At 70.9% G+C, this 19,342-nt stretch carries 17 protein-coding genes and 2 pseudogenes; 2 read left to right on the top strand and 17 right to left on the bottom strand.

Annotated features, from left to right (window positions below):
• Positions 1 to 21: 21 nt before the first annotated feature.
• The 6 genes from VM636_RS08385 to VM636_RS08410 all read right to left on the bottom strand — a co-directional run bounded on the left by VM636_RS08385 (position 22) and on the right by VM636_RS08410 (position 5,565).
• Positions 22 to 1,155 carry a phosphatidate cytidylyltransferase gene (locus VM636_RS08385; protein ID WP_078856138.1) on the bottom strand — a complete coding sequence of 378 codons (1,134 nt, stop codon included), beginning with the start codon at positions 1,153 to 1,155 and terminating at the stop codon, positions 22 to 24.
• Positions 1,155 to 1,712 carry a ribosome recycling factor gene (gene frr, locus VM636_RS08390; RefSeq protein WP_030422057.1) on the bottom strand — a complete coding sequence of 186 codons (558 nt, stop codon included), beginning with the start codon at positions 1,710 to 1,712 and terminating at the stop codon, positions 1,155 to 1,157. Before frr ends, VM636_RS08385 begins: the two co-directional genes overlap by 1 nt.
• A gap of 185 nt (positions 1,713 to 1,897) precedes the next feature.
• Positions 1,898 to 2,656: a UMP kinase gene (gene pyrH, locus VM636_RS08395; protein WP_030422056.1), complete on the bottom strand. Its 759-nt coding sequence runs from the start codon at positions 2,654 to 2,656 to the stop codon at positions 1,898 to 1,900.
• A gap of 206 nt (positions 2,657 to 2,862) precedes the next feature.
• Positions 2,863 to 3,699: a translation elongation factor Ts gene (gene tsf / locus VM636_RS08400; protein ID WP_030422055.1), complete on the bottom strand. Its 837-nt coding sequence runs from the start codon at positions 3,697 to 3,699 to the stop codon at positions 2,863 to 2,865.
• Between the two features lie 197 nt (positions 3,700 to 3,896).
• Positions 3,897 to 4,814 (bottom strand): 30S ribosomal protein S2, encoded by a 918-nt coding sequence (rpsB, locus tag VM636_RS08405; RefSeq protein WP_053913689.1) that lies wholly within the window; start codon positions 4,812 to 4,814, stop codon positions 3,897 to 3,899.
• Positions 4,815 to 5,412: 598 nt separating this feature from the next.
• Positions 5,413 to 5,565: a hypothetical protein gene (locus VM636_RS08410; protein WP_159042122.1), complete on the bottom strand. Its 153-nt coding sequence runs from the start codon at positions 5,563 to 5,565 to the stop codon at positions 5,413 to 5,415.
• Positions 5,566 to 5,962: 397 nt separating this feature from the next.
• On the opposite strand from VM636_RS08410, the gene VM636_RS08415 reads away from it, so the two are divergent.
• Positions 5,963 to 6,487, top strand: a complete 525-nt coding sequence (locus VM636_RS08415; RefSeq protein WP_053913733.1) for a M23 family metallopeptidase — start codon at positions 5,963 to 5,965, stop codon at positions 6,485 to 6,487.
• A gap of 33 nt (positions 6,488 to 6,520) precedes the next feature.
• Here VM636_RS08415 and VM636_RS08420 read toward each other — a convergent pair whose 3' ends face one another.
• The 4 genes and pseudogenes from VM636_RS08420 to VM636_RS08435 form a co-directional block, all read right to left on the bottom strand.
• Positions 6,521 to 7,078 (bottom strand): TetR/AcrR family transcriptional regulator, encoded by a 558-nt coding sequence (locus tag VM636_RS08420; RefSeq protein ID WP_030421568.1) that lies wholly within the window; start codon positions 7,076 to 7,078, stop codon positions 6,521 to 6,523.
• Positions 7,079 to 7,207: 129 nt separating this feature from the next.
• Positions 7,208 to 8,050 (bottom strand): RNA polymerase sigma factor WhiG, encoded by an 843-nt coding sequence (gene whiG, locus VM636_RS08425; protein ID WP_030421567.1) that lies wholly within the window; start codon positions 8,048 to 8,050, stop codon positions 7,208 to 7,210.
• A 278-nt stretch (positions 8,051 to 8,328) separates the two neighbouring features.
• Positions 8,329 to 9,447 carry a DNA-processing protein DprA gene (gene dprA, locus VM636_RS08430; RefSeq protein WP_051821445.1) on the bottom strand — a complete coding sequence of 373 codons (1,119 nt, stop codon included), beginning with the start codon at positions 9,445 to 9,447 and terminating at the stop codon, positions 8,329 to 8,331.
• A gap of 446 nt (positions 9,448 to 9,893) precedes the next feature.
• Positions 9,894 to 10,412, bottom strand: a pseudogene (locus VM636_RS08435) (ATP-binding protein); the annotation flags it as partial.
• A gap of 117 nt (positions 10,413 to 10,529) precedes the next feature.
• Between VM636_RS08435 and VM636_RS08440 the strand changes: the two are divergent.
• Positions 10,530 to 11,429 carry a hypothetical protein gene (locus tag VM636_RS08440; protein WP_338484235.1) on the top strand — a complete coding sequence of 300 codons (900 nt, stop codon included), beginning with the start codon at positions 10,530 to 10,532 and terminating at the stop codon, positions 11,427 to 11,429.
• Here VM636_RS08440 and VM636_RS08445 read toward each other — a convergent pair.
• The 7 genes and pseudogenes from VM636_RS08445 to VM636_RS08475 form a co-directional block, all read right to left on the bottom strand.
• A complete protein-coding gene (locus VM636_RS08445) occupies positions 11,419 to 11,847 on the bottom strand; it encodes a hypothetical protein (protein ID WP_338484237.1) in 429 nt (142 codons plus the stop codon). The genes VM636_RS08440 and VM636_RS08445 overlap by 11 nt on opposite strands.
• On the bottom strand, positions 11,844 to 13,982 hold the full coding sequence (locus VM636_RS08450) for a hypothetical protein (RefSeq protein WP_338484239.1): 2,139 nt from the start codon (positions 13,980 to 13,982) through the stop codon (positions 11,844 to 11,846). The genes VM636_RS08445 and VM636_RS08450 overlap by 4 nt, the downstream gene beginning before the upstream one ends.
• Entirely contained in the window at positions 13,979 to 15,910 is a 1,932-nt protein-coding gene (locus VM636_RS08455; RefSeq protein ID WP_338484240.1) for a hypothetical protein, read from the bottom strand. Before VM636_RS08455 ends, VM636_RS08450 begins: the two co-directional genes overlap by 4 nt.
• Positions 15,900 to 17,294 carry an integrase gene (locus VM636_RS08460; RefSeq protein WP_338484241.1) on the bottom strand — a complete coding sequence of 465 codons (1,395 nt, stop codon included), beginning with the start codon at positions 17,292 to 17,294 and terminating at the stop codon, positions 15,900 to 15,902. Before VM636_RS08460 ends, VM636_RS08455 begins: the two co-directional genes overlap by 11 nt.
• A gap of 121 nt (positions 17,295 to 17,415) precedes the next feature.
• A pseudogene (locus tag VM636_RS08465) lies at positions 17,416 to 18,516 on the bottom strand (ATP-binding protein); the annotation flags it as partial.
• Entirely contained in the window at positions 18,516 to 18,878 is a 363-nt protein-coding gene (locus VM636_RS08470; RefSeq protein ID WP_030421564.1) for a YraN family protein, read from the bottom strand. The pseudogene VM636_RS08465 and the gene VM636_RS08470, both read right to left, overlap by 1 nt.
• Before the next feature lie 119 nt (positions 18,879 to 18,997).
• Entirely contained in the window at positions 18,998 to 19,306 is a 309-nt protein-coding gene (locus VM636_RS08475) for a DUF2469 domain-containing protein (RefSeq protein ID WP_003965949.1), read from the bottom strand.
• Positions 19,307 to 19,342: the final 36 nt, after the last annotated feature.

Genomic DNA, 19,342 nt, shown 5'->3' on the forward strand with positions numbered 1-19,342 from the left:
TTCCAGCGTACCCGATGCCTGTCAACCCGATCCGACGAAGAGCACCAGCAGCAGCCACACCACCGGCGCCGTCGGCAGCAGGGAGTCCAGCCGGTCCATGATGCCGCCGTGCCCCGGCAGCAGCGTGCCCATGTCCTTGATGCCCAGATCGCGCTTGATCATGGACTCGCCCAGGTCGCCCAGCGTGGCGCTGGCCGCGACCGCGAGCCCCAGCAGCAGCCCCTGCCACCAGGAACCGCCGTCGATCAGGAACTGCGTGCACAGCGCGCCCGCCGCCATGGCGAAGGCCACCGCGCCGATCAGGCCCTCCCGGGTCTTGCCGGGGCTGATGCGCGGGGCCAGCTTGGTCCGGCCGAACCGCCAGCCGACCGCGTACGCCCCGGTGTCGCTGACCACCGTCAGCACCAGGAAGGTCAGCACGCGCCAGGCGCCGTCGTCGGCGGCGAGCATCATGGTGACGAACGTGGCGAGGAACGGCACGTAGAACGCGGCGAACACGCCCGCCGTGACATCCCGCAGGTAGTCCTGCGGCGGTCGCGCCATCCGCCACACCAGCACCGCCAGCGCGGTCAGCGCCATGGCGATCCACGCGCCCTCGGCGCCCCGCGCGTACCCGGCGACGACCATGGCCGCGCCGCCCACCGCCAGCGGCACCAGGGGCGCCTTGACGCCCTTGCGCTCCTCCAGCCGCGAGGTCAGCTCCCACAGCCCCACGACCACGGCGACCGCGACCACGGCGACGAAGACGGCCTTGACGACGAAGAGCGACGCGACGATCACCGCGCCGAGCCCCACGCCGACCCCTATCGCGGCCCCCAGGTCCCGCCCCGCGCTCTTCTTCTGCGGCGGCCCGGCGGCCGGCTGCGGGGTGTCGGGCATGGGCTCCGGATTCTGCGGCGCCGCCGGGTACGGCCGCGCGGGCGGGGTGTCGTCGCGGAAGAGGGGACCACCGTGCCCGGCGGCCCCCCGGTCGTCCTGGTCACCGCCGTGTCCGTGTCCGGGGACGCCGGGGACGACGGGCATGGGGCGGGTCTGCTGCGCCTGGTGCGCATCGTGGGCGGGCCCCGCCGGGGCGGTGGCCCCCTGGGCAGGCCCCTGGTCGGGCGGCCCCCCGTACCCGGCGTGTGGCGGCGCTCCCCAGGAAGAGTGGTTCATCAGACCTCGAGCAGTTCGGCTTCCTTGTGCTTCAGGAGCTCGTCCACCTGCGCCACGTACTTCGCGGTGGTGTCGTCGAGCTCCTTCTCCGCACGGCGGCCCTCGTCCTCGCCGACCTCGCCGTCCTTGACGAGCTTGTCGATGGCGTCCTTGGCCTTGCGGCGCACGGCGCGGATGGACACCTTGGCGTCCTCGCCCTTGGCCCGCGCGACCTTGATGAACTCGCGGCGGCGCTCCTCGGTCAGCTCGGGGAAGACCACCCGGATGATACTGCCGTCGTTGCTGGGGTTGACGCCCAGGTCGGAGTCGCGGATCGCCTGCTCGATGTTGCGCAGCGCGGTCTTGTCGAACGGCGTCACCACGGCCATGCGCGGCTCGGGCACGGAGAACGAGGCCAGCTGGTTGATCGGCGTCGGCGCCCCGTAGTACTCGGCCACGATCTTGTTGAACATCGCCGGGTGCGCACGGCCGGTGCGGATCGCGGCGAAGTCCTCCTTGGCGACCACGACGGCCTTCTCCATCTTCTCCTCGGCTTCGAGGAGGCTCTCTTCGATCACCACTTGCTCCTGCGTGTCTTGAGTAAGGCCCGGCCGCGCTCCCGTGGGGGCGGCGGCCGGCTGCGTCGCGTCTTCTTCCTGCACGGTTCCCGACCGGCGGGACATTGTCCATCCCCCGGCCCGGCACCGTCCCCGCCGTCGCCCGGACAGGTGGCGTCCGGCCACGGAGGGGGGTGGTTCTCCGGTCAGTCCCGGCTGCCGTGGTCACCCACGAGCGTGCCGATCTTCTCACCCTTGACGGCGCGGGCGATATTGCCTTCCTTCAGAAGTTCGAAGACGACGATGGGAAGGCGGTTGTCGCGGCAGAGCGTGACGGCCGTGGCGTCGGCGACCTTCAGGTCGCGGGTGATGACCTCGCCGTAGCCGAGCGCGTCGAACTTCACGGCGTCCGGGTTGGCCTTGGGGTCGGAGTCGTAGACCCCGTCCACCCCGTTCTTGCCCATGAGCAGCGCCTCGGCGTCGATCTCCAGGGCCCGCTGGGCTGCGGTGGTGTCGGTGGAGAAGTACGGCATCCCCATGCCCGCGCCGAAGATGACGACGCGGCCCTTCTCCAGGTGGCGCACGGCGCGCAGCGGGATGTAGGGCTCGGCGACCTGGCCCATGGTGATGGCGGTCTGCACGCGGCAGTCGACGCCTTCCTTCTCCAGGAAGTCCTGGAGGGCCAGGCAGTTCATCACGGTGCCCAGCATGCCCATGTAGTCGGAGCGGGCGCGGTCCATGCCGCGCAGCTGGAGTTCGGCGCCGCGGAAGAAGTTGCCGCCGCCGATGACGATGGCGATCTGCGCGCCGTCGCGCACCACGGCGGCGATCTCGCGGGCGATGGCGTGCACCACGTCGGGGTCGACGCCGAGTCCCCCACCGCCGGAGAAGGCCTCTCCGGACAACTTCAGCAGAAACCGGCCGCGTACTTTGCCGTCGTCGCTCTTCTCGGCCTTGGTGGTCATGGAGATCTCGCCTCTTTTACGTGGGTCACACACACGAAGAAGGCCATTGCCGGTGGGGGCGTGGTTCGCATCCCATGCTCGGCAATGGCCTCCTCGTCAGATCTGCTGTCGCCCCGCGCCGCGCGCGTGCGCGGCACGGCGTACGCGCGCGGTGCGGACGACTGCCGCCGACCCTACCGGGGTCGTGCGTCCGTCGCGGTACGGAGTCAGATGCCGACCTTGATACGCGAGAAGCGCTTCAGGGTGACACCGGCCTCGTCCAGCACCTGCTGGACCGACTTCTTGTTGTCCAGCGCGTAGGGCTGGCCGAGGAGCGTGGCCTCCTTGAAGAACCCGTTGAGGCGACCCTCGACGATCTTCGGGAGGGCGGCCTCGGGCTTGCCCTCGGCGCGGGTGGTCTCCTCGGCGACGCGGCGCTCGCTCTCGACGACCTCGGCCGGCACGTCCTCCTTGGCGAGGTACTTCGGCGCGAAGGCGGCGATGTGCTGGGCGACGCCCTTGGCGACCTCGGCGTTCGGCTTGTCCAGCTCGACGAGGACACCGATCTGCGGGGGCAGGTCGGGCATCGTGCGGTGCATGTAGGCGGCCACGAAGCCGCCGGAGAACTGCGCGAAGCGGTCCAGGACGATCTTCTCGCCCAGGTTGGCGTTGGCCTCGTCCACGAACGCCTGGACGGTCTTGCCGGCCTCGATCTCGGAGGCGAGCAGCGCCTCGATGTCGGCCGGGGCGACCTTGGCGACGTGCTCGGCGATGGCCTGCGCCACGCTCTGGAACTTCTCGCCCTTGGCGACGAAGTCCGTCTCGCACTTCAGCTCGACGAGGACGCCGGAGGTGTTGTCGTCGGCGAGGAGCGAGACGACCGCGCCGTTCTCGGCGGAGCGGCCCTCGCGCTTGGCGACGCCCTTCTGGCCCTTGATGCGGAGCGCCTCGACGGCCTTGTCGACGTTGCCCTCGGCCTCGTCCAGCGCCTTCTTGCAGTCCATCATGCCGGCGCCCGTGAGCTCGCGGAGCTTCTTGACGTCGGCGGCGGTGTAGTTCGCCATGAGTCTGTGAGTCTTTCTCGAAGTCTGGAGGTTCGGAGATCTGCGGGGCCCGCGGTCTCCACGGCCCAGGGAGCCGTGACCGCGTGACCGGCCGCCGACCTACGGGTGAACGGCGGGAGCGCCCGGCACACCTTCCCCGGCCCGGAGGCCGGGGGCCGGCGCGGTCCGCGCTCCCGCCGTCGACACCGACGGGACGGTCAGCCCTGCTCGCCCTCGGCGGCGGCGGGGGCCTCGGCCGGCTTCTCGGCCGCGGCGGGCTCCTCCGTGGCGGCGGGGGCCTCGGCGGCGGGGGCTTCGGCGGCGGGGGCCTCGGCGGCGGCGGGGGCCTCGGCCTTCTCGGCCTTCTCGCCCTGGAGCAGGTCGCGCTCCCACTCGGCGAGCGGCTCGCCGGCGGCCTTCTCACCCTTGTCACCGGTGGCGGCGCCGGAACGGGCGATGAGGCCCTCGGCGACGGCGTCGGCGATCACACGGGTGAGCAGGGTGACGGAGCGGATCGCGTCGTCGTTGCCCGGGATCTTGTAGTCGACCTCGTCGGGGTCGCAGTTGGTGTCGAGGATCGCGACGACCGGGATGTTGAGCTTGCGGGCCTCGCCGACCGCGATGTGCTCCTTCTTGGTGTCCACGATCCAGACGGCGCTGGGCACCTTGGACATCTCGCGGATACCGCCGAGGGTCTTCTCCAGCTTGGCCTTCTCGCGGGAGAGGACCAGCAGCTCCTTCTTGGTGAGGCCGGAGGCGGCCACGTCCTCGAAGTCGATCTGCTCGAGCTCCTTGAGGCGCTGCAGACGCTTGTAGACGGTCGAGAAGTTGGTGAGCATGCCGCCCAGCCAGCGCTGGTTCACGAAGGGCATGCCGACGCGGGTCGCCTGCTCGGCGATGGCCTCCTGCGCCTGCTTCTTCGTACCGACGAACATGACCGTGCCGCCGTGGGCGACGGTCTCCTTGACGAACTCGTAGGCGCGGTCGATGTACGACAGCGACTGGAGCAGGTCGATGATGTAGATGCCGTTGCGCTCGGTGAAGATGAAGCGCTTCATCTTCGGGTTCCAGCGACGGGTCTGGTGACCGAAGTGGACGCCGCTCTCCAGCAGCTCCCGCATCGTGACGACGGCCATGGCCGTATCTCCTTGATTTTCTCGGTTGTGCCGCGGGAACCGGACGGCTCCCGCGCCTGACGCCCACGATGCGCCGTGCCACGAGGGACCGAGGGGCGCTGCTACCCGGGCTGCGGCTGCTGCCGGCCCTGGTACCGGGGCGTGCGAAGTCGACCCGATGACCCGGGTCGCCATCAGAAGTGTACGGGACCGGAGGACCACCGGGTGACGCGGTTGTCCACAACCGGACACCCGTCCACAGGTCCGCACACGCCGGATGCCGCCTACGGGACAGTTCCGGCATGAGAACGCGAGCACGGATGCGGGCGCCGGAGCGGGGACGTCGGCGGGGTCGGGAAGAGGAGCAAGGGCGAGGGCGAGGGCGGAGGCGAAGGCAACGGCAGGGGCGGGAGTGCGGGCGGGGACCGGGCCCGAAGGCAGGGCGGGAGTGGTGGGGTCGAGGACGAGGGGGGAAGCGCGGAGGGCTCGGACGCGGGGGCCGAGTTGGTCGGGTGGCCGGGCCGGTGAGAGGACGGGTGGTGGGGTCAGGCGGTCGGGTGGCGGGGCCGATGAGAGGACGGATGCCGGGATCAGGCGGTCGGGTGGCGGGGCCGCGCGGTCAGGTGAGCGAGCCGGTGCGGGAGCCGACGTCGAGATCGGTGAAGGGGCCGGTGCGGGAGCCGACGTCGAGATCGGTGAAGGGGCCGATGCGGGACCCGACGTCGAGATCGGTCAAGGGGCCGATGCGGGACCCGACGTCGAGATCGGTCAAGGGGCCGATGGCGGGGCGTGGGCCCGGTCGGGTGCGGGTGCCGGGTCGGGTGCGGGTGCCCGGGTGGGGGCGGGTGCCCGGGTGGGGGCGGGTGCTGGAGTGGGTTGAGGGTTGCGCGCGAGGACGGGGCAGGGTGCCGGTGCCGACGGGCGCGCGAGTGGGTGCGGGCGCGCGGGGTGGTGTGCGCGCCGGGCCGGCGGCGCGGGTGCGGGTGCGGGCCGGGGTGTGGATGGGGGCGTGGGGGCTGATGGTGCCGGGGGTGCTGGCACCGGGGGTGGGGGCGGAGGGGAGGGGGGAGGGGGTGGGGGCGGCCCCCCTGGTGACCGCTACGCCGCTCGGCCTCCTCGCCACTCCCTCCGACGTCACCGCTCCCGGCCCCGTCCCCGACGTCGCCGCTCTGGACCTCCGCGTCCTGGACGCCCCCACCCCCGACGTCCCCGCCCTCGCCCGGAACTGGCCGGTGGGCCGGCGGCCGGCGGTCGTCCGGGGCTGGGAGCCGCCGTCGACGCCCTACGGGCCGGGGCACCGCGGTGTCGATCTCGCCGCCGCGGCGTCCGGGCCCGTGCGGTCGGTGGCGGCCGGGCGGGTGTCCTTCGCCGGCCGGGTGGGCGGCTGGGGCGTCGTCTCCGTGGAGTTGGCCGGCACGGGTGATCCGCCGCTGCGGACGACGTACCTCCCGGTCGCCGCGTCCGTGGGGCGCGGCGACGAGGTGGCCGCCGGTGACGTGCTGGGCACGCTGGAGCCGGCGGGGCCGCACTGTGCGGGCTGCCTGCACTGGGGTCTGCTGCGCGGAGAGGTCTACCTCAATCCGCTGGCGCTCCTGCCGCCGTGGCTGCTCGACGGGGGCCCGCCCCGGCTGCTGCCGGTGCTCGGTGTTCCGCTTCCGCGGCCGGAGGGCGGCCGGATCACGGGCACACCCTGACGCCGGGGCCCACCGGGCGCCTTGCCGGCCGGGTCAGCCCCGTACGCCGCGCAGGGCCATGGACACCGCGGCCTCGGTGATCGTCTCGGGGTCCTCGGCGGCGCCCAGTTCGATCCGGCGCACGGCCGAGTCCACGACGCCCTGCAGCAGCATGGCCGCCAGCCGGGGCTGGGCGTGCCCCATCTCGGCCAGCGCCTCGACGATCATGGCGATGAGCCCGCCGTGGGCCGCCCGGATCTTCTCGCGCGCCCCGGCGTCCAGTTCGCTGGCCGAGATCGCGACGACGGCGCGGTGCCGGCGGTCGCCGACGAGGGCGAGCTGCTTGCGCACGTACGCCTCGACCTTGCCCTCGGGTGTGGCCTCCTGGGCCAGGGCCGCCTCGACCTCCGCCGCCCAGACGGGGAAGTCGACCGCGCAGAGTTCCTCGACGACGGCGGCGCGCGAGCGGAAGTACTCGTAGACGGAGGACCGGGCCAGACCCGTCCGCTCGGCGAGAGCGGGGAAGGTCAGGGCATCGGTACCGCCGTGGGACAGCAGGGAGCGTGCCGCGTCCAGCAGGGCGGCACGCTGCATCGACCGGTGCTCGGCCACGGAGGCCGCTCGAATCCTTGGCACGCCTTCCACTGTACGGAGGTGACTGCCGGTATGGGAGTCGGCCACCGGGCGCGCGCCCGCCGACCGGGTGGCGGAGCGGTCCGGCTCTCGGCCGTCCGGGGCGGGTCAGCGCGCGAATCCGGCCAGTTTGCCGCGGAGCTGGAGGACGGATTTGGTGTGGATCTGGCTGACCCGGCTCTCCGTGACTCCGAGTACGTTGCCGATCTCGGCGAGGGTGAGGCCCTCGTAGTAGTAGAGCGTGACGACGGTCTTCTCCCGGTCGGGCAGGGTGTTGATGGCGCGGGCGAGGAAGCGGCGCAGTTCGCGGTCCTCGGCCACTTCCACCGGGTTGTCGGCGGCGGTGTCCTCCAGGGTGTCCATGAGGCTGAGCCGGTCGCCGCCCTCCTGCCCGGCGTGCAGCAGTTCCTCCAGTGCCACGACGTTGGCCAGGGACAACTGGCTGAAAACCGCGTGCAGGTCCTCCACCGCGATGCCCATCTCGCCGGCCACCTCGCCTTCGGAGGGGGTGCGGCGCAGCCTCGCCTCCAGGGTGGCGTAGGCGCGCTCGACATGGCGTGCCTTCTGGCGTACCGAGCGGGGGATCCAGTCCAGTGCGCGCAGTTCGTCGATCATCGCGCCGCGGATGCGGGTGATCGCGTACGTCTCGAACTTGATCTCCCGGTCGACGTCGAACTTCTCGATGGCGTCGATCAGTCCGAAGACTCCGGAGGAGACGAAGTCGGCCTGTTCGACGTTGGAGGGCAGTCCGACGCTGACCCGGCCCGCCACGTATTTGACGAGGGGCGAGTAGTGGAGGATGAGCTGTTCCCGCAGCCGCTCGTCTCCCGTCTCCTTGTACGACCGCCACAACTCGTCGAGCGTCGAGGGAGCGGGCGGGCGCACGCCGCCACCGTCTCGGGCGGCCGGGGGGATCGCCGCCCTGTCGGACCCGGAGGTGTGCTGGGGCATTCGTCGCCTTGTGCCGTTCTGCCGTGATCGTGTGTGGGGAGCCGATGGTGGCTGCCGGTCCACTGTCCGGTTGGTGCCCGTCTGTGCGGGGGCCCTCGTGAGCGTAGCGTGACTGAGCTGTCGCGGTGCGCGAGGGGCGGGGCGGAGCGGTATGCAGATACGTTCCGCTGAATGCTCCGAAGAGGTGGCGATGATCACTCTGCGCGATCACTCGACTACCTCAACTTCGGGAATTCCCAAGGGGGTAGGGGTTACCCCGGACGGCCGAACACGCTCGGTCAGCGCGGACTTCGGCCGCCGCGCGCGGAGATCATGGTTTGGCGTGTCAACTTCCAACCGTCGCTGTGTCGTTCGACGTACCCAAGTGCTCGAAGTTCGTACAGCCGGGCGACGGCGTCGTCCTGGGTGGTCTGTGCCTGGCGGGCGATCTCGTCCGCCGTCGCGGCGCCCCGGGCGGGGAGTCCGGCCAGGACCTGGCGGGTTCCGGGGTCGAGGAGGTCGGTGGGCAGGACGGGTCCGCGCCGGTCGGGGGCGAGTTCGCCCATGGCGCCGACCTGTTCGACGATCTCGGCGGCGTCGGTGACGAGGACGGCGCCGCCGCGCAGCATCTCGTGCACTCCGGCGGAGAGGGTGCTGGTGGCGGGGCCGGGGACGCCCATGGTGTGGCGGCCCAGGCGCTGGGCGGCGCGCGCGGTGACGAGGGAGCCGCTGCGGAGGGCGGCTTCGACGACCACGGTGCCCCGGGTGAGCGCGGCGATCACCCGGTTGCGGAGGACGAAGCGGCTGGGCGTGGGATGGTCGCCGGGTGGGAGTTCGCCGATGACCAGGCCCTGTTCCGCGATCCTGGTGATCAGACGGGCGTGGCCGGCCGGGTACGGGCGGTCGACTCCGCAGGCGAGCACGGCCGCGGTGGCGCCGCCCGCGCCGAGGGCGCCGCGGTGGGCGGCGCCGTCGACGCCGTAGGCCCCGCCGGAGACGACGACCCAGCCGCGTTCGGTGAGGCCGGCGGCGAGTTCGGCGGCCATGTGGGCGCCGTAGGCGGTGCAGGCGCGGGCGCCGACGACGGCCACGGAGCGCAGCGCCCACATCCGCAGGCTGGGCAGGCCGCGGACCCACAGGCCGAGGGGGCGGGCGTCGCCCAGGTCGTCGAGTTGCCGGGGCCACTCCGCCGTGCCGGGCGGCACGAACCGGACGCCCGCTGTCCGGGCGGCGGCGAGGTCCTGGCGGGGGTCGGCGCGGACGGCGCGGGCGCGCAGCCCGGCCCAGCGTTTCTCGCCGGCCCCCGGCAGGGCGGTGCCGCCTTCGCGCAGGCGCCGGACGACTTCGGTGACGCCGAGTTCCCGCACCCAGCGCCCGCCTGTCGCGTCGCCGGGTTCGAGGACGCGGGTGAGGAAGATCCGGCCGAGTGTCTCCGGGTCCTCCGGGTCCTCCCCCGTCCCCGGCGCGTACTCCCGGTCCGCGCCGGGCGGCGCTTGCCCCGGGCCTCCCGCGCCACCCAGCTGTGGTCCCGCGCCACCCGACGCCACCGTGCCCCCGGGTGGCGCGCCGGACTGCGGAAGTCCGCCGGAGGAAGGCGGCCCGCCGGGCCCATCCGGTGTGCGAGGGCCGCTCGGCACGCCCGCGCCCGGTGGCGCTCCCCCGTTCACGCCCGTACGCCCGTGCTCCGCGCCCGGCACCCCCGTAGGCTCCTCACCAACGGCGCTTGCGGCACCGACGGCACCCGCCGTGCGGGCCGCGCGAGCCGTGCCGGCGCCACCGGCCCGGCCGGTGGCGCCGCCGTCGCCCTGCCGGGGGCCGGGGTCCCGTTCGCCGCGCCCCTCGTTCCGCCCCGCTGCCGCGCCCGTCATGTCCCCGCCCCCAGCAGCATCGGCACGCCTCGTGGCACGCCCGTCCTGAGTTGCAGGGCGAGGGCGACGTCGGTGGCGTCCGGGCGGTCGTGTCCGACGAGGTCGGCCACGCTCCAGGCGACGCGCAGGACCCGGTCGAGCCCGCGGGCGGTGAGCAGGCCCCGTTCGAGGCCGCGCTCCGCCTGGTCGAGCGCACCCGGTGCGGCGCGCCAGCGGGTGCGCAGTTCGCGGCCGGGGACCTCGCTGTTGGCGTGCCACGGGGTGCCGGTGAGACGGGCGGCGGAGCGTTCACGGGCGGCGCGGACCCGGTCGGCGACGGTGGCGGTGGAGTCGCCGCGGGTGCCGGTGGCGGTGAGTTCGGCGCGGGTGACACGGTCCACCTCGACCCGCAGGTCGACCCGGTCCAGGAGGGGGCCGGAGAGCCGGGCCTGGTAGCGGCGGACGAGTGACGTCGGGCATTCGCAATGCTCGTCGTTCTGGCTGAAGCGTCCGCAGGGGCACGGGTTGGCGGCGAGGTTATGAGGGCCTTTCATTTCTGTCCGTTGTCCGCGCTGGCTGCTCTCCGCATGAGGCCACCAACTTGGATCTGACGGTGCAAGCTGGTGCTCGTAATCGAGAGAAGGATGGGGCGGATGACGGCTGACGAAGCAGAACCCTTGCAGCTGTTGGCTGACAAGCCGCGCGAGATGAGCGCCTTCGCGGCCTTGCTCGAAGCCATGAGGAACGAAGGGCATCACGCTGAACTCTTGGGCAGCCCCGAGCGCCAAAGGGACCTGTATCCCTTCACCCCGCCTATCCCCGTAGACGCCGAAGTGGCCGTGAACGGTGTGGCTGGCTTCGTTGATCACACCGTGCTCCCCGCTCCGCAGGAAGATCAACGTCGGGTGGCAACCCAGGATGCCGTGGCTGAGCGTCTCATAGGTCTGCTGACCGACCTCGCAGCGGAAGCACCCGGTGGCGGCTTGATCGTCAACCTGGCGGCCAGTCCGTGGATGGGAGTGTCGAAGAAGGCGGGAGACCGGCTGTATGCCCAAGTCGTCGCCATGGCTAGGAAAGCGGTCGAGCGGGGCAAGCCATTCGTTGATATGCGACGGTTGCCCCAACGCCCCTTCCCCGTGCCCACGATCGGATTCTGGCCGTGCCCGGACGAGCTGCGGGTGATCATCTCCTTCACTGATCTGACTTCTGGCTGGTCAGGGCGCCTTGACCCTGACGGGCACTGGCGGTTCAACGTCAACGAGATCCGTCCCACCATCGGGCGGGCTATCGAAGGCAAGCTGCGCAAGCAGTTGGCGGGAGTCAGAGCTGTGGCGGCGACCCGCCCCATCGGGCTGCTCATAGACAGCCGGCCCATGCTTAGCCCGGGGAAGGGGAAACCGGAACCGGTCTTCGACCTTCCGCCCTTCGTGGTCAGTCACCTGATCCACGAGATCGCGCAAGACTGGCCTGGCGTGCTGAGCAAGGCGTGGCTGGTCTCTCCGCTGTCTGGGGTGACGGCAGTGTATGGAGAGGGAAACGACCTCAGCTGGTGAACGGCCCGGTGTCGAGATCGGTTGTTTGCCGACGCCGGCGATCGTCGAGACTGGCGATCCCAGCAAGGCTCTGGACCGTGTCCTCCAGCGCAGCCTTGTCCAGGGTGAGCTGGCGGATGGCCTCGGCATAGATTCTCACCTGTTTGCGGAGGTCGGTGTTCTCGCGCCGGAGCCGGTCCAGGTCGTCTTCTCGCTTGCTCGTGCCCTTCTCGGTCACTACCTCCTGACGCCGGGCCACGAGCTGGACCTTGAACCACTCGATCAGGTCGGGGTAGTTCCGGTAGAACGTCGCGTGCGTGACGCCGAGCTGCTTCTCGACGTTGCTGGCGGTGGCCCGCCGACCGCTGGCCTCGCTCTCGTCGAGTTCGGCCGTCATCGCGCTGCGGACCTGCTCGTCGGTGGGCAGCGGGCGGTTCATGATGCCTCCGTGGTGACGGCCTGAGCTGGGCCGATGGTCGCGGCGAGGAAGTCGGCGATCTCTTGGCGACGGGCTTGCAGGCGGTGGCGGACGAGTGGGGCGAGCAACTCGCCCCGGGCAAGTTCGCGGTCGTAGGCGGTCAGAGCGTCCCGCATATGGGCGAGGTTTTCGCTGGTCAGCGCAACGTTGCGGCAGCGCAGGGGCTGGCAGTCGGGCAACGATGGGCCTTCCTTCCCGTCCGACCGGTGGCAGAGTGCCCGGTCACGGTTGTGGACGCAGGTGACGTACTCCCCTGGATAGATGTGCGGGTCGTGGCGGTTCATGTGCCGCTGGAGCCGCTTGCGGTCGTTGATGACCTTGCCGTCGAACTGGACGTGCCGCTCGAAGGTTGCCAGCCGACTTTCCGCCTCGGCCGCGGCCGGTCCGGTCAGACGGTGGAACTCGTGGCTGGTGATCAGGTCGCCGAGCTTCTCACCGCGGGCGATGGCGTCCTCGGCCTCGACCTCGTCGCGGAACCCCGACTCCGAGGTGCCTGCATAGCCCTCGAACATCTGGACCCGCAGATGCCGGTATTGCAGGGCGCCAGCGATGACGCCGCCGGGACGACGGGCGATGAACCAGGCCAGGGTGCGGCGGAACTGGCTGGTGGTGATCTTCCACTCCTGCTTATCGACCAGGGGGACGCCGTCGTCCCGTCCGGTGCGGCGACAGTAGTCGTTGATCCACTGCCCGAAGGCGATGAGGTCCTTGTTCGTCGCTGCTGTTGTCTTCGCCTCGTTCTGGCCGCCTTGGGCGATGTAGCCGCGGGAAGGCGGCAGCAGTGCGAACAAGAACTTCTGCCTGGCCGGCTGAAGCCGCTCCAGGACCTCGACGGCTCGCTGGGCGGGCCCGCTGATCACCCAGGTGGCCTCGACCCCGGTCTGGTCCTCCTCGCCCTTGAAAGCCAGGCTCTTCAGTCGGCGGCGGACCACGCGGCCGTCCTCATCGCGCCAGGCTTTCACGCATCCGCGTTTGATGTGCTTGACCTCGCTGTCGCGCATGCCGGAGAGGAACGCGATGACGACGTAGCAGGCGGTCTGCAACATGCGTGTCAGCAGTTCGACGTCGTCGTATTCGATAGGTCCGCGCCAGGGCTGTCCGTCCAGCTGTCCGGTAACCGGCGTCCGCAGGTAGGTGGCGTCCGCGACACCCAGCTCGGCGGCGGCCTCCCGGATCAACTTCCCTCCTGCGTACTTGTCCGACAGGCTCGTGCGCTCGACCTGGGCCTCGCGGGCAATGTGGCAGCGGTTGGGTTCGTCCTTCCAGCCCGGCAGCGGGCGCCGCTCGGCCCGGTAGCGGGCCAGGACCCGGGTCGTGGCCTTGACGACCTGATGTCGTCCGGCGGGTTTCTGGCCGCGGCGCCGCCGGGCCGGCATGGACCATCGGTTCAGCTGCCGCCATTCCTCGTGGGCGGCCACGATGTCGGCGGCGAAGTCGTCGACGAAACGCAGGGCCCAGACCAGGTAGGGGGCGTGAACCTGCTCCGGGATGCGGTCGGTGACGTTCTCCCGGCGCCGGGAGGTCGCCGAGCGGGACTGGGGCAACCGCATCCCGGCGACCACGGCAGCGGGGTCGAAGGCCATGGGGTCGTTGGTCTTCGACCGGCACAACCACAGCAGTCTCATGCCCCGGTGGCGGTGGTCTTTGGTGTTCTGGCTGAGCCGCTGCCCGGCGATGTAGCGGGCGAACGCCTCGACGTCCGTCGGGGTGATCGCGGCGACCTCGGTGATGCCTCGGCTCTCTGCCCACTCGAAGACCATCTTCAGCTCGGTCAGATAGCCCAGGATCGAGTCGATGCTGCGGATCGCCTCGCAGCCAGGTGGCAGGTCGCCGCGCAGGAGCGTGAAGCAGATCTCCTTCGCCACTGTGCGAAAGGCGGCGGGGATGCGACGGAAGTTCAGCACCAGCTCGCTCTGGTGGTTCTGCGTCTGAGTGTGCTTGAGGAGCCAGGTGTCGTCACTGAACCTGGAGGTATCGTTCAGCCTCACTCCGGGCCGCAGAGGGCGCCCGGCCAGGACGAGGGCGTCGGCAGGGATGCGTACTCGTCTGCGGTTGCGCACGTTCGGCTGTACTTCGCCGACGGTCAGGTCGGTCACGAGGGCTCCTTGAGTCCGTCGAGGAGTTCGGTGGGCAGCTTCTCGGAGGCGTTCGCGCGGGCCTGCTCCTGCTGGGCCTCGGTGAACTTGGGCAGGATCAGGCGCGTGATGATCAGCCAGGTGATGCCGTGGCGGGCGATCCAGTCGTCGACGCCTCGGGCGTCGAGTTCGCTCTGGAGCCATCGCAGCAGCGCGAACAGCTTCGGCAGGTGCCGTTCCGCGACCAGCGCGTTCGGGCAGCGTAGGCAGGTCAGGAACGACACGTTGCAGAGCCCGCCGTCGTTCTGGGGGCTGTGCTCGAAGTCGAGGCAGGAGGCCACCAGCGTGTCCAGCTCGCCGCTCATGGCGGCGGTGAGCTTGTCCGTTGTAGTGCCCAGCTTCTCGGCCGCGGCCGCGGGGTCGTGCCCGGCCTCCTTGGCCATCTGTTCGTCCAAGATCCGTCCCCGGAAGGCGCGGGCGGACGCCTCGGTGTCCTCCAGGGCCTCGGTGAGGATCTGCTCGGCCCAGTCCCGGATGGTCGGGTCGTTGCGCAGGTAGTGCAGGAACGACACGTCTGGCGTGTTGGTTCGCGACGCGGACGGCAGGTGCCCGCCGACCGCCCGTGTGGTGCGGACTTCGGCCGTTTTCTTCAACCGGTTCATCGTCAGCACCAGCGGCTCGGGCTCCGCCTCATCGTCAGCAGTATCAGCCGTCAACTCGTGCCGGGCGACCCACTTGTTCCACTCGAACTGCCGCGCGAGCTTCAGGCCGAACGGGTCGATGTGGCCCTTGGCCGCGCTGCGGGCGGCCTTGAAGTCCTCCGGCCCGCCGGCGGTGTCGCCGGTCCAGATCGACCACACCCGCTCCGACCTGCTGAACACGCGGCTGGACTCGGCCAGCTCGTTGAGGAGCAGGAACCAGCCGCCGGGAGTGTGCAGGCGGGAGCTCTCGCTCCCGACCTCCCAGTGGACCGTCTGGCGGGTGCGGGCCTTGTTACGGCGCCGTTTGAGCAGATTGACCGCGACCGCCCGCCCGTCGAGGGCACGGAAGTCGGCGGCCAGTTCCTTGATCGTCTCGCCGTTTCGGCCAGAGAGGCCCACCCCCATCACCATGAGCGAGGGCAGGTCCTGGGTGGTGAGGAACACCTGTCCCGCGCGGTCCCTCTGCGCGGCCAGATCGGGAAGGTGCCCACCGTTGCCCTTAGCCTTCATCGGCGGGGGAACCTCACCGGTCCTCAGCATCCTCGCCAGTTCCTCGGCCCGTGCCCGCTCGTCCCCACTGAGGGTGTGCGGGGCCGTCTCGAACCGCTCGATCAGCGTGCGGGAGGCCCGCAACCGCTGGCGAATCGCGACCACGTCCTTGCGGGCGGCGGCCATGATCGCCGCGAACTCGCGGTCCGAGTAGCCGGGCGGCGGCTCCTTGGCCCGCACTTCCCGCCAGCGGCCGTAGAGCTGTCCGGGCCGGTCCAGATACTCCCGTACTTCCTCTCGCAGCAGACCGGCTGGCTCGACCTCCCTCAGGAGGGCTCTGATCTGGGCCATTTCCAGCACGGCGCTGGTGGCCTGGATCGTCATGCGCCGGTGCTGGTCGAAACGCCGCAGGTGAGACAGGGACAGTCCGCGCAACGCCCGTGGCGGGCGGGCGAGTTCGCCCAGCCATCTCATCAGCCGTGCGATCACGCCCCAGGCGTATTCGGCGGCAGCGCGGGTTCGCAGCCCGTCGCCCGTGGGGCTGGTCCTGCGGGCCCAGGCCGCGGCGAGATCGGCATGGAGCCCGGGACACGGTAGTTCCGCGAACGAGTAGGTGGCTCGTCGGCCGTCCTCGCCGAAGAACTCGACGACCGGGCCGGCCTCCTCGCGCACGATTTCCGGCTCGTAGAAGCCGTCCGGCTGGGGCGAGACCCGGCCTCGCCCGGTCCGGCGCCGCTGGCTCGGGATCTCAGGCGGCATCGTCCACCGCCTTCTCCTCCAGGTCCTCCGGGTGGACCCCGGTCGGCTCCCAGCCGTCGGGGACCAGCGCCATCCGGGTCTCCATCGCCAGTTCTTCCAGGGTGTGCAAGTAAAGCTGTGTGACCTCGATCGATGAGTGGCCCAGTCGCATCCGGACCCAGTTCAGCGGGTCACCGAAGATCCTTTGGAAGGTGAAGCGCTGGCCCGGCGTCATCTCCGCCATCTCCTGGATGTGCCCGCGCATCAGCTGTTCGAGAGTGATCACCGCGAAGCTGTGCCGCAAAACGTGGGGGTGGCATCTGACCTTCAGCCCCAGCCGTTCGCACCGACCGTTGGCGGTCTTGAAGACCTCCTGCCAGGCCGACGGCTTGCTCGGCATGCCGTACTGGTTCAACCACAAGGCCGCCGGCTCCAGCCCCTGCGGTGTGTCGATCAGCACCCGGCGGCGCTCGTGGTGCTTGAGCTTGGCGATGTTCACGCGCTCGCCGTCGAGCATCACGACCGGCTTGCGCGGGTTGGTGATGATCAGCGGATTGCGGATGCGCTCGTAGGCGCCGTTATCCCGGGCCGCCTCGACGGCCTCGGCCCGGTCGGTCTCGACGTAGTCCCACACGTCCTTGAGCGGGGACGCCGCGAAGTAGATCCGGCGGGCCGAGCCGCCCTTGGCGATGGCCTTCGGCAGCCACGACCTCATGTTCAGCACGCCCGGCACCACCTCGGGCAGCTCGAACAGGCTCAGACTGGTCTGCTCGGACAGCCGCAATCCGGTGCGGATCATCGAGTCGCTGTAGGCCGCGTTCCGCGAGGCGAACCGGCCCCGGAACGAGCGATCCGGGAGCCCCTCCGGGGTGAATCCCCGCAGTCCCGCATCCCTCCACTGGCGGTAGAGGACCGGTGGCAGCCACTCGATGTCGTTGGGGCGGCCCTCGTGCGAAGCCTCCGCCGGGGTCTCCTCTGCGGTCCGCCTGCGCGGATCACGGCTCCGGGACTTCCGCTGGCGGAACGGGTTGCGGGCTGCGTGGCTCTCCCTCACCGCCCAGATGTAGAACTGGTGGACTGTGGCGACCTCGCGGTCCCAGGTTGTCAGCTCTACCCGCGGACCGGCGATGTCGCTGATCCGCCAGTGCTTGAACGCCGCCCGGTCCTCCGCCGTGGCGACCTTCCAACTCCTGCGGCCGCGGTTGTCCCACAAGAACTTCAGGAACCGCTTCAGGTCGTAGGCCACAGCCTCCTGCGTAGTGGTCGGCTCGTTCGCCAGCTCGGTCAGGAAGTAGTCGTTCAGATCGACGTCGTACCGGCCCAACGGGTCGATCAGGTACGGCGATCCGTCCTCGACTCCCCGCGAGTCCAGCCAGTCGTCAAGGTCATCAAGTTCGGCCAGCACATCGGTCCCAGCCCGCGGCTGGGGCAGCTCGCGACGCGTGAAAAACACCCGCCACCCCAACACGCCCGTGTCTCTCGTTCGCACGGCTGGACGCTAACAAGGACATGTCCGAACCCGCATAAGACAAGACCATCAGGAAGCGGGCCGGGAAGCGGACCACTCCGGCGCTGCGGGCGATGACGACGTGTCCGGCCTCCAGCGGCTGGCGCAGGGCGTCGAGCGCGTGGCCGCTGAACTCGGGCGCCTCGTCGAGGAAGAGCACGCCGCGATGGGCGAGGGAGACGGCGCCGGGGCGGGCGATGCCCGGGCCGCCGCCGACCAGGGACTGCATGGTGGCCGAGTGGTGGGGCGCGCAGTAGGGGGCGGTGTCGATGAGGGGTTTGCCCGGGGGCAGCAGGCCGGCCAGGGAGTGGACGGCGGTGACCTCCAGGGACTCCGGGCGGGTGAGCCGGGGAAGCACCGCGGGGAGCCGTTCGGCGAGCATCGTCTTGCCCGCGCCCGGAGGGCCTTCGAGGAAGAGGTGGTGGCCGCCTGCGGCGGCGACCTCGACGGCGGTGCGGGCCGCTGCCTGGCCCACGACGTCGGCGAGGTCGTGGCCCCGGTCTGCGGGGCTGTGGGTGCCGGTGGCGGCGCCGGTGCCGGGCATGCGCAGTCCGGCGAGCAGCGGGTCGGGGCGGCCTTGGCGGTCCGCTTCCTCCTCGGGGACGGGTTCGTCGGCGAGGACGGCGATGAGCTGGCGCAGGCTGCGCACGCCGAGGACACAGACGCCGGGCACGAGGCTCGCTTCGGCGGCGGCGCTCTCGGGGACGACCACCTGTTCGTACCCGGCGTCGGCCGCGGCGAGGACCGCCGGGAGGATGCCGCGGACGGGGCGGGCGCGTCCGTCGAGGCCCAGCTCTCCGATCATGACGATGTCGGCGAGCGGCCGGGGGTCGACGCGTTCGGTGGCGCCGAGGACGGCGGCGGCCACGGCGAGGTCGAAGCCGCTGCCGCTCTTGGGGACGGGGGCGGGGCTGAGGCCGACGGTGAGTTTCTTCTGCGGCCATTCGGCTCCGGAGTTGACCACCGCCGCCCGGACCCGGTCGCGGCTCTCGGTGAGGCTCTTGTCGGGCAGGCCGACCAGGGCGAAGGAGGCCACGCCCGGTTCCAGGTCGGCCTGGACCTCGACGACGACGCCTTCCACGCCCATGAGGGCCACGGAGCAGGTGCGGGCGAATCCCATCACGCCACCCCCCGGGCGTGCTCGACGACGGGTGCGCCCCGGGGCGGCAGGACCACCCCCACCAGGTCGATGCGGACGCCGCCGGGCGGGGCTCCGCCGTGGGTGTGGACCCAGTGTGCGGCGAGGGTGCGCAGCCGTCGTGCCTTGGCGGGTGTGACGGCGGCCATCGGGTGTTCCCAGGAGCCTGCCCTGCGGGTCTTGACCTCGCAAACGACCAGGACGTCTCCGTCCCGGGCGACGATGTCGATCTCTCCGGTCCTGCCGCAGCGCCAGTTGCGCCGCAGGAGGGTCATCCCGGCCTCGGTCAGCCGGCGGGCGGCGAGGGATTCGCCGTACCTGCCCATCGCGTCTCGTGCGTTCATTGTCGGCACCACCTCCGGTGCCAACGATGGGGGCGGCCCGCAGCGCTGTGGGATCTTGGTGGACGGTCAGCGGGTTGTGGAAAACTCCGTCACCCGCCTGTGTGACCGTCGTCGGGGTTTCAACCGCCGGGCAGTTCGAGGTCGCTCTTGTTCAGCTCCTCGATATTCACGTCCTTGAACGTGAGGACGCGTACCTGCTTCACGAAACGGGCCGGCCTGTACATGTCCCAGACCCAGGCATCGGCCATGGAGACCTCGAAGAACACTTCGCCCTGGACCGAGTGCACCTGCATCTCGTAGTCGTTGGTGAGGTAGAAACGCCGCTCCGTCTCGATCACGTATTTGAACAGACCGACGACATCGCGGTACTCCCGGTAGAGCTTCAGCTCCATCTCGGTCTCGTACTTCTCGAGGTCCTCGGCGCTCATGGCATGTTCCCCTTCAGCCGTGCGATCCCACCATTG

The organism is Streptomyces sp. SCSIO 75703, from assembly GCF_036607905.1.
In the GTDB taxonomy this organism is placed as follows: Bacteria; Actinomycetota; Actinomycetes; order Streptomycetales; family Streptomycetaceae; genus Streptomyces.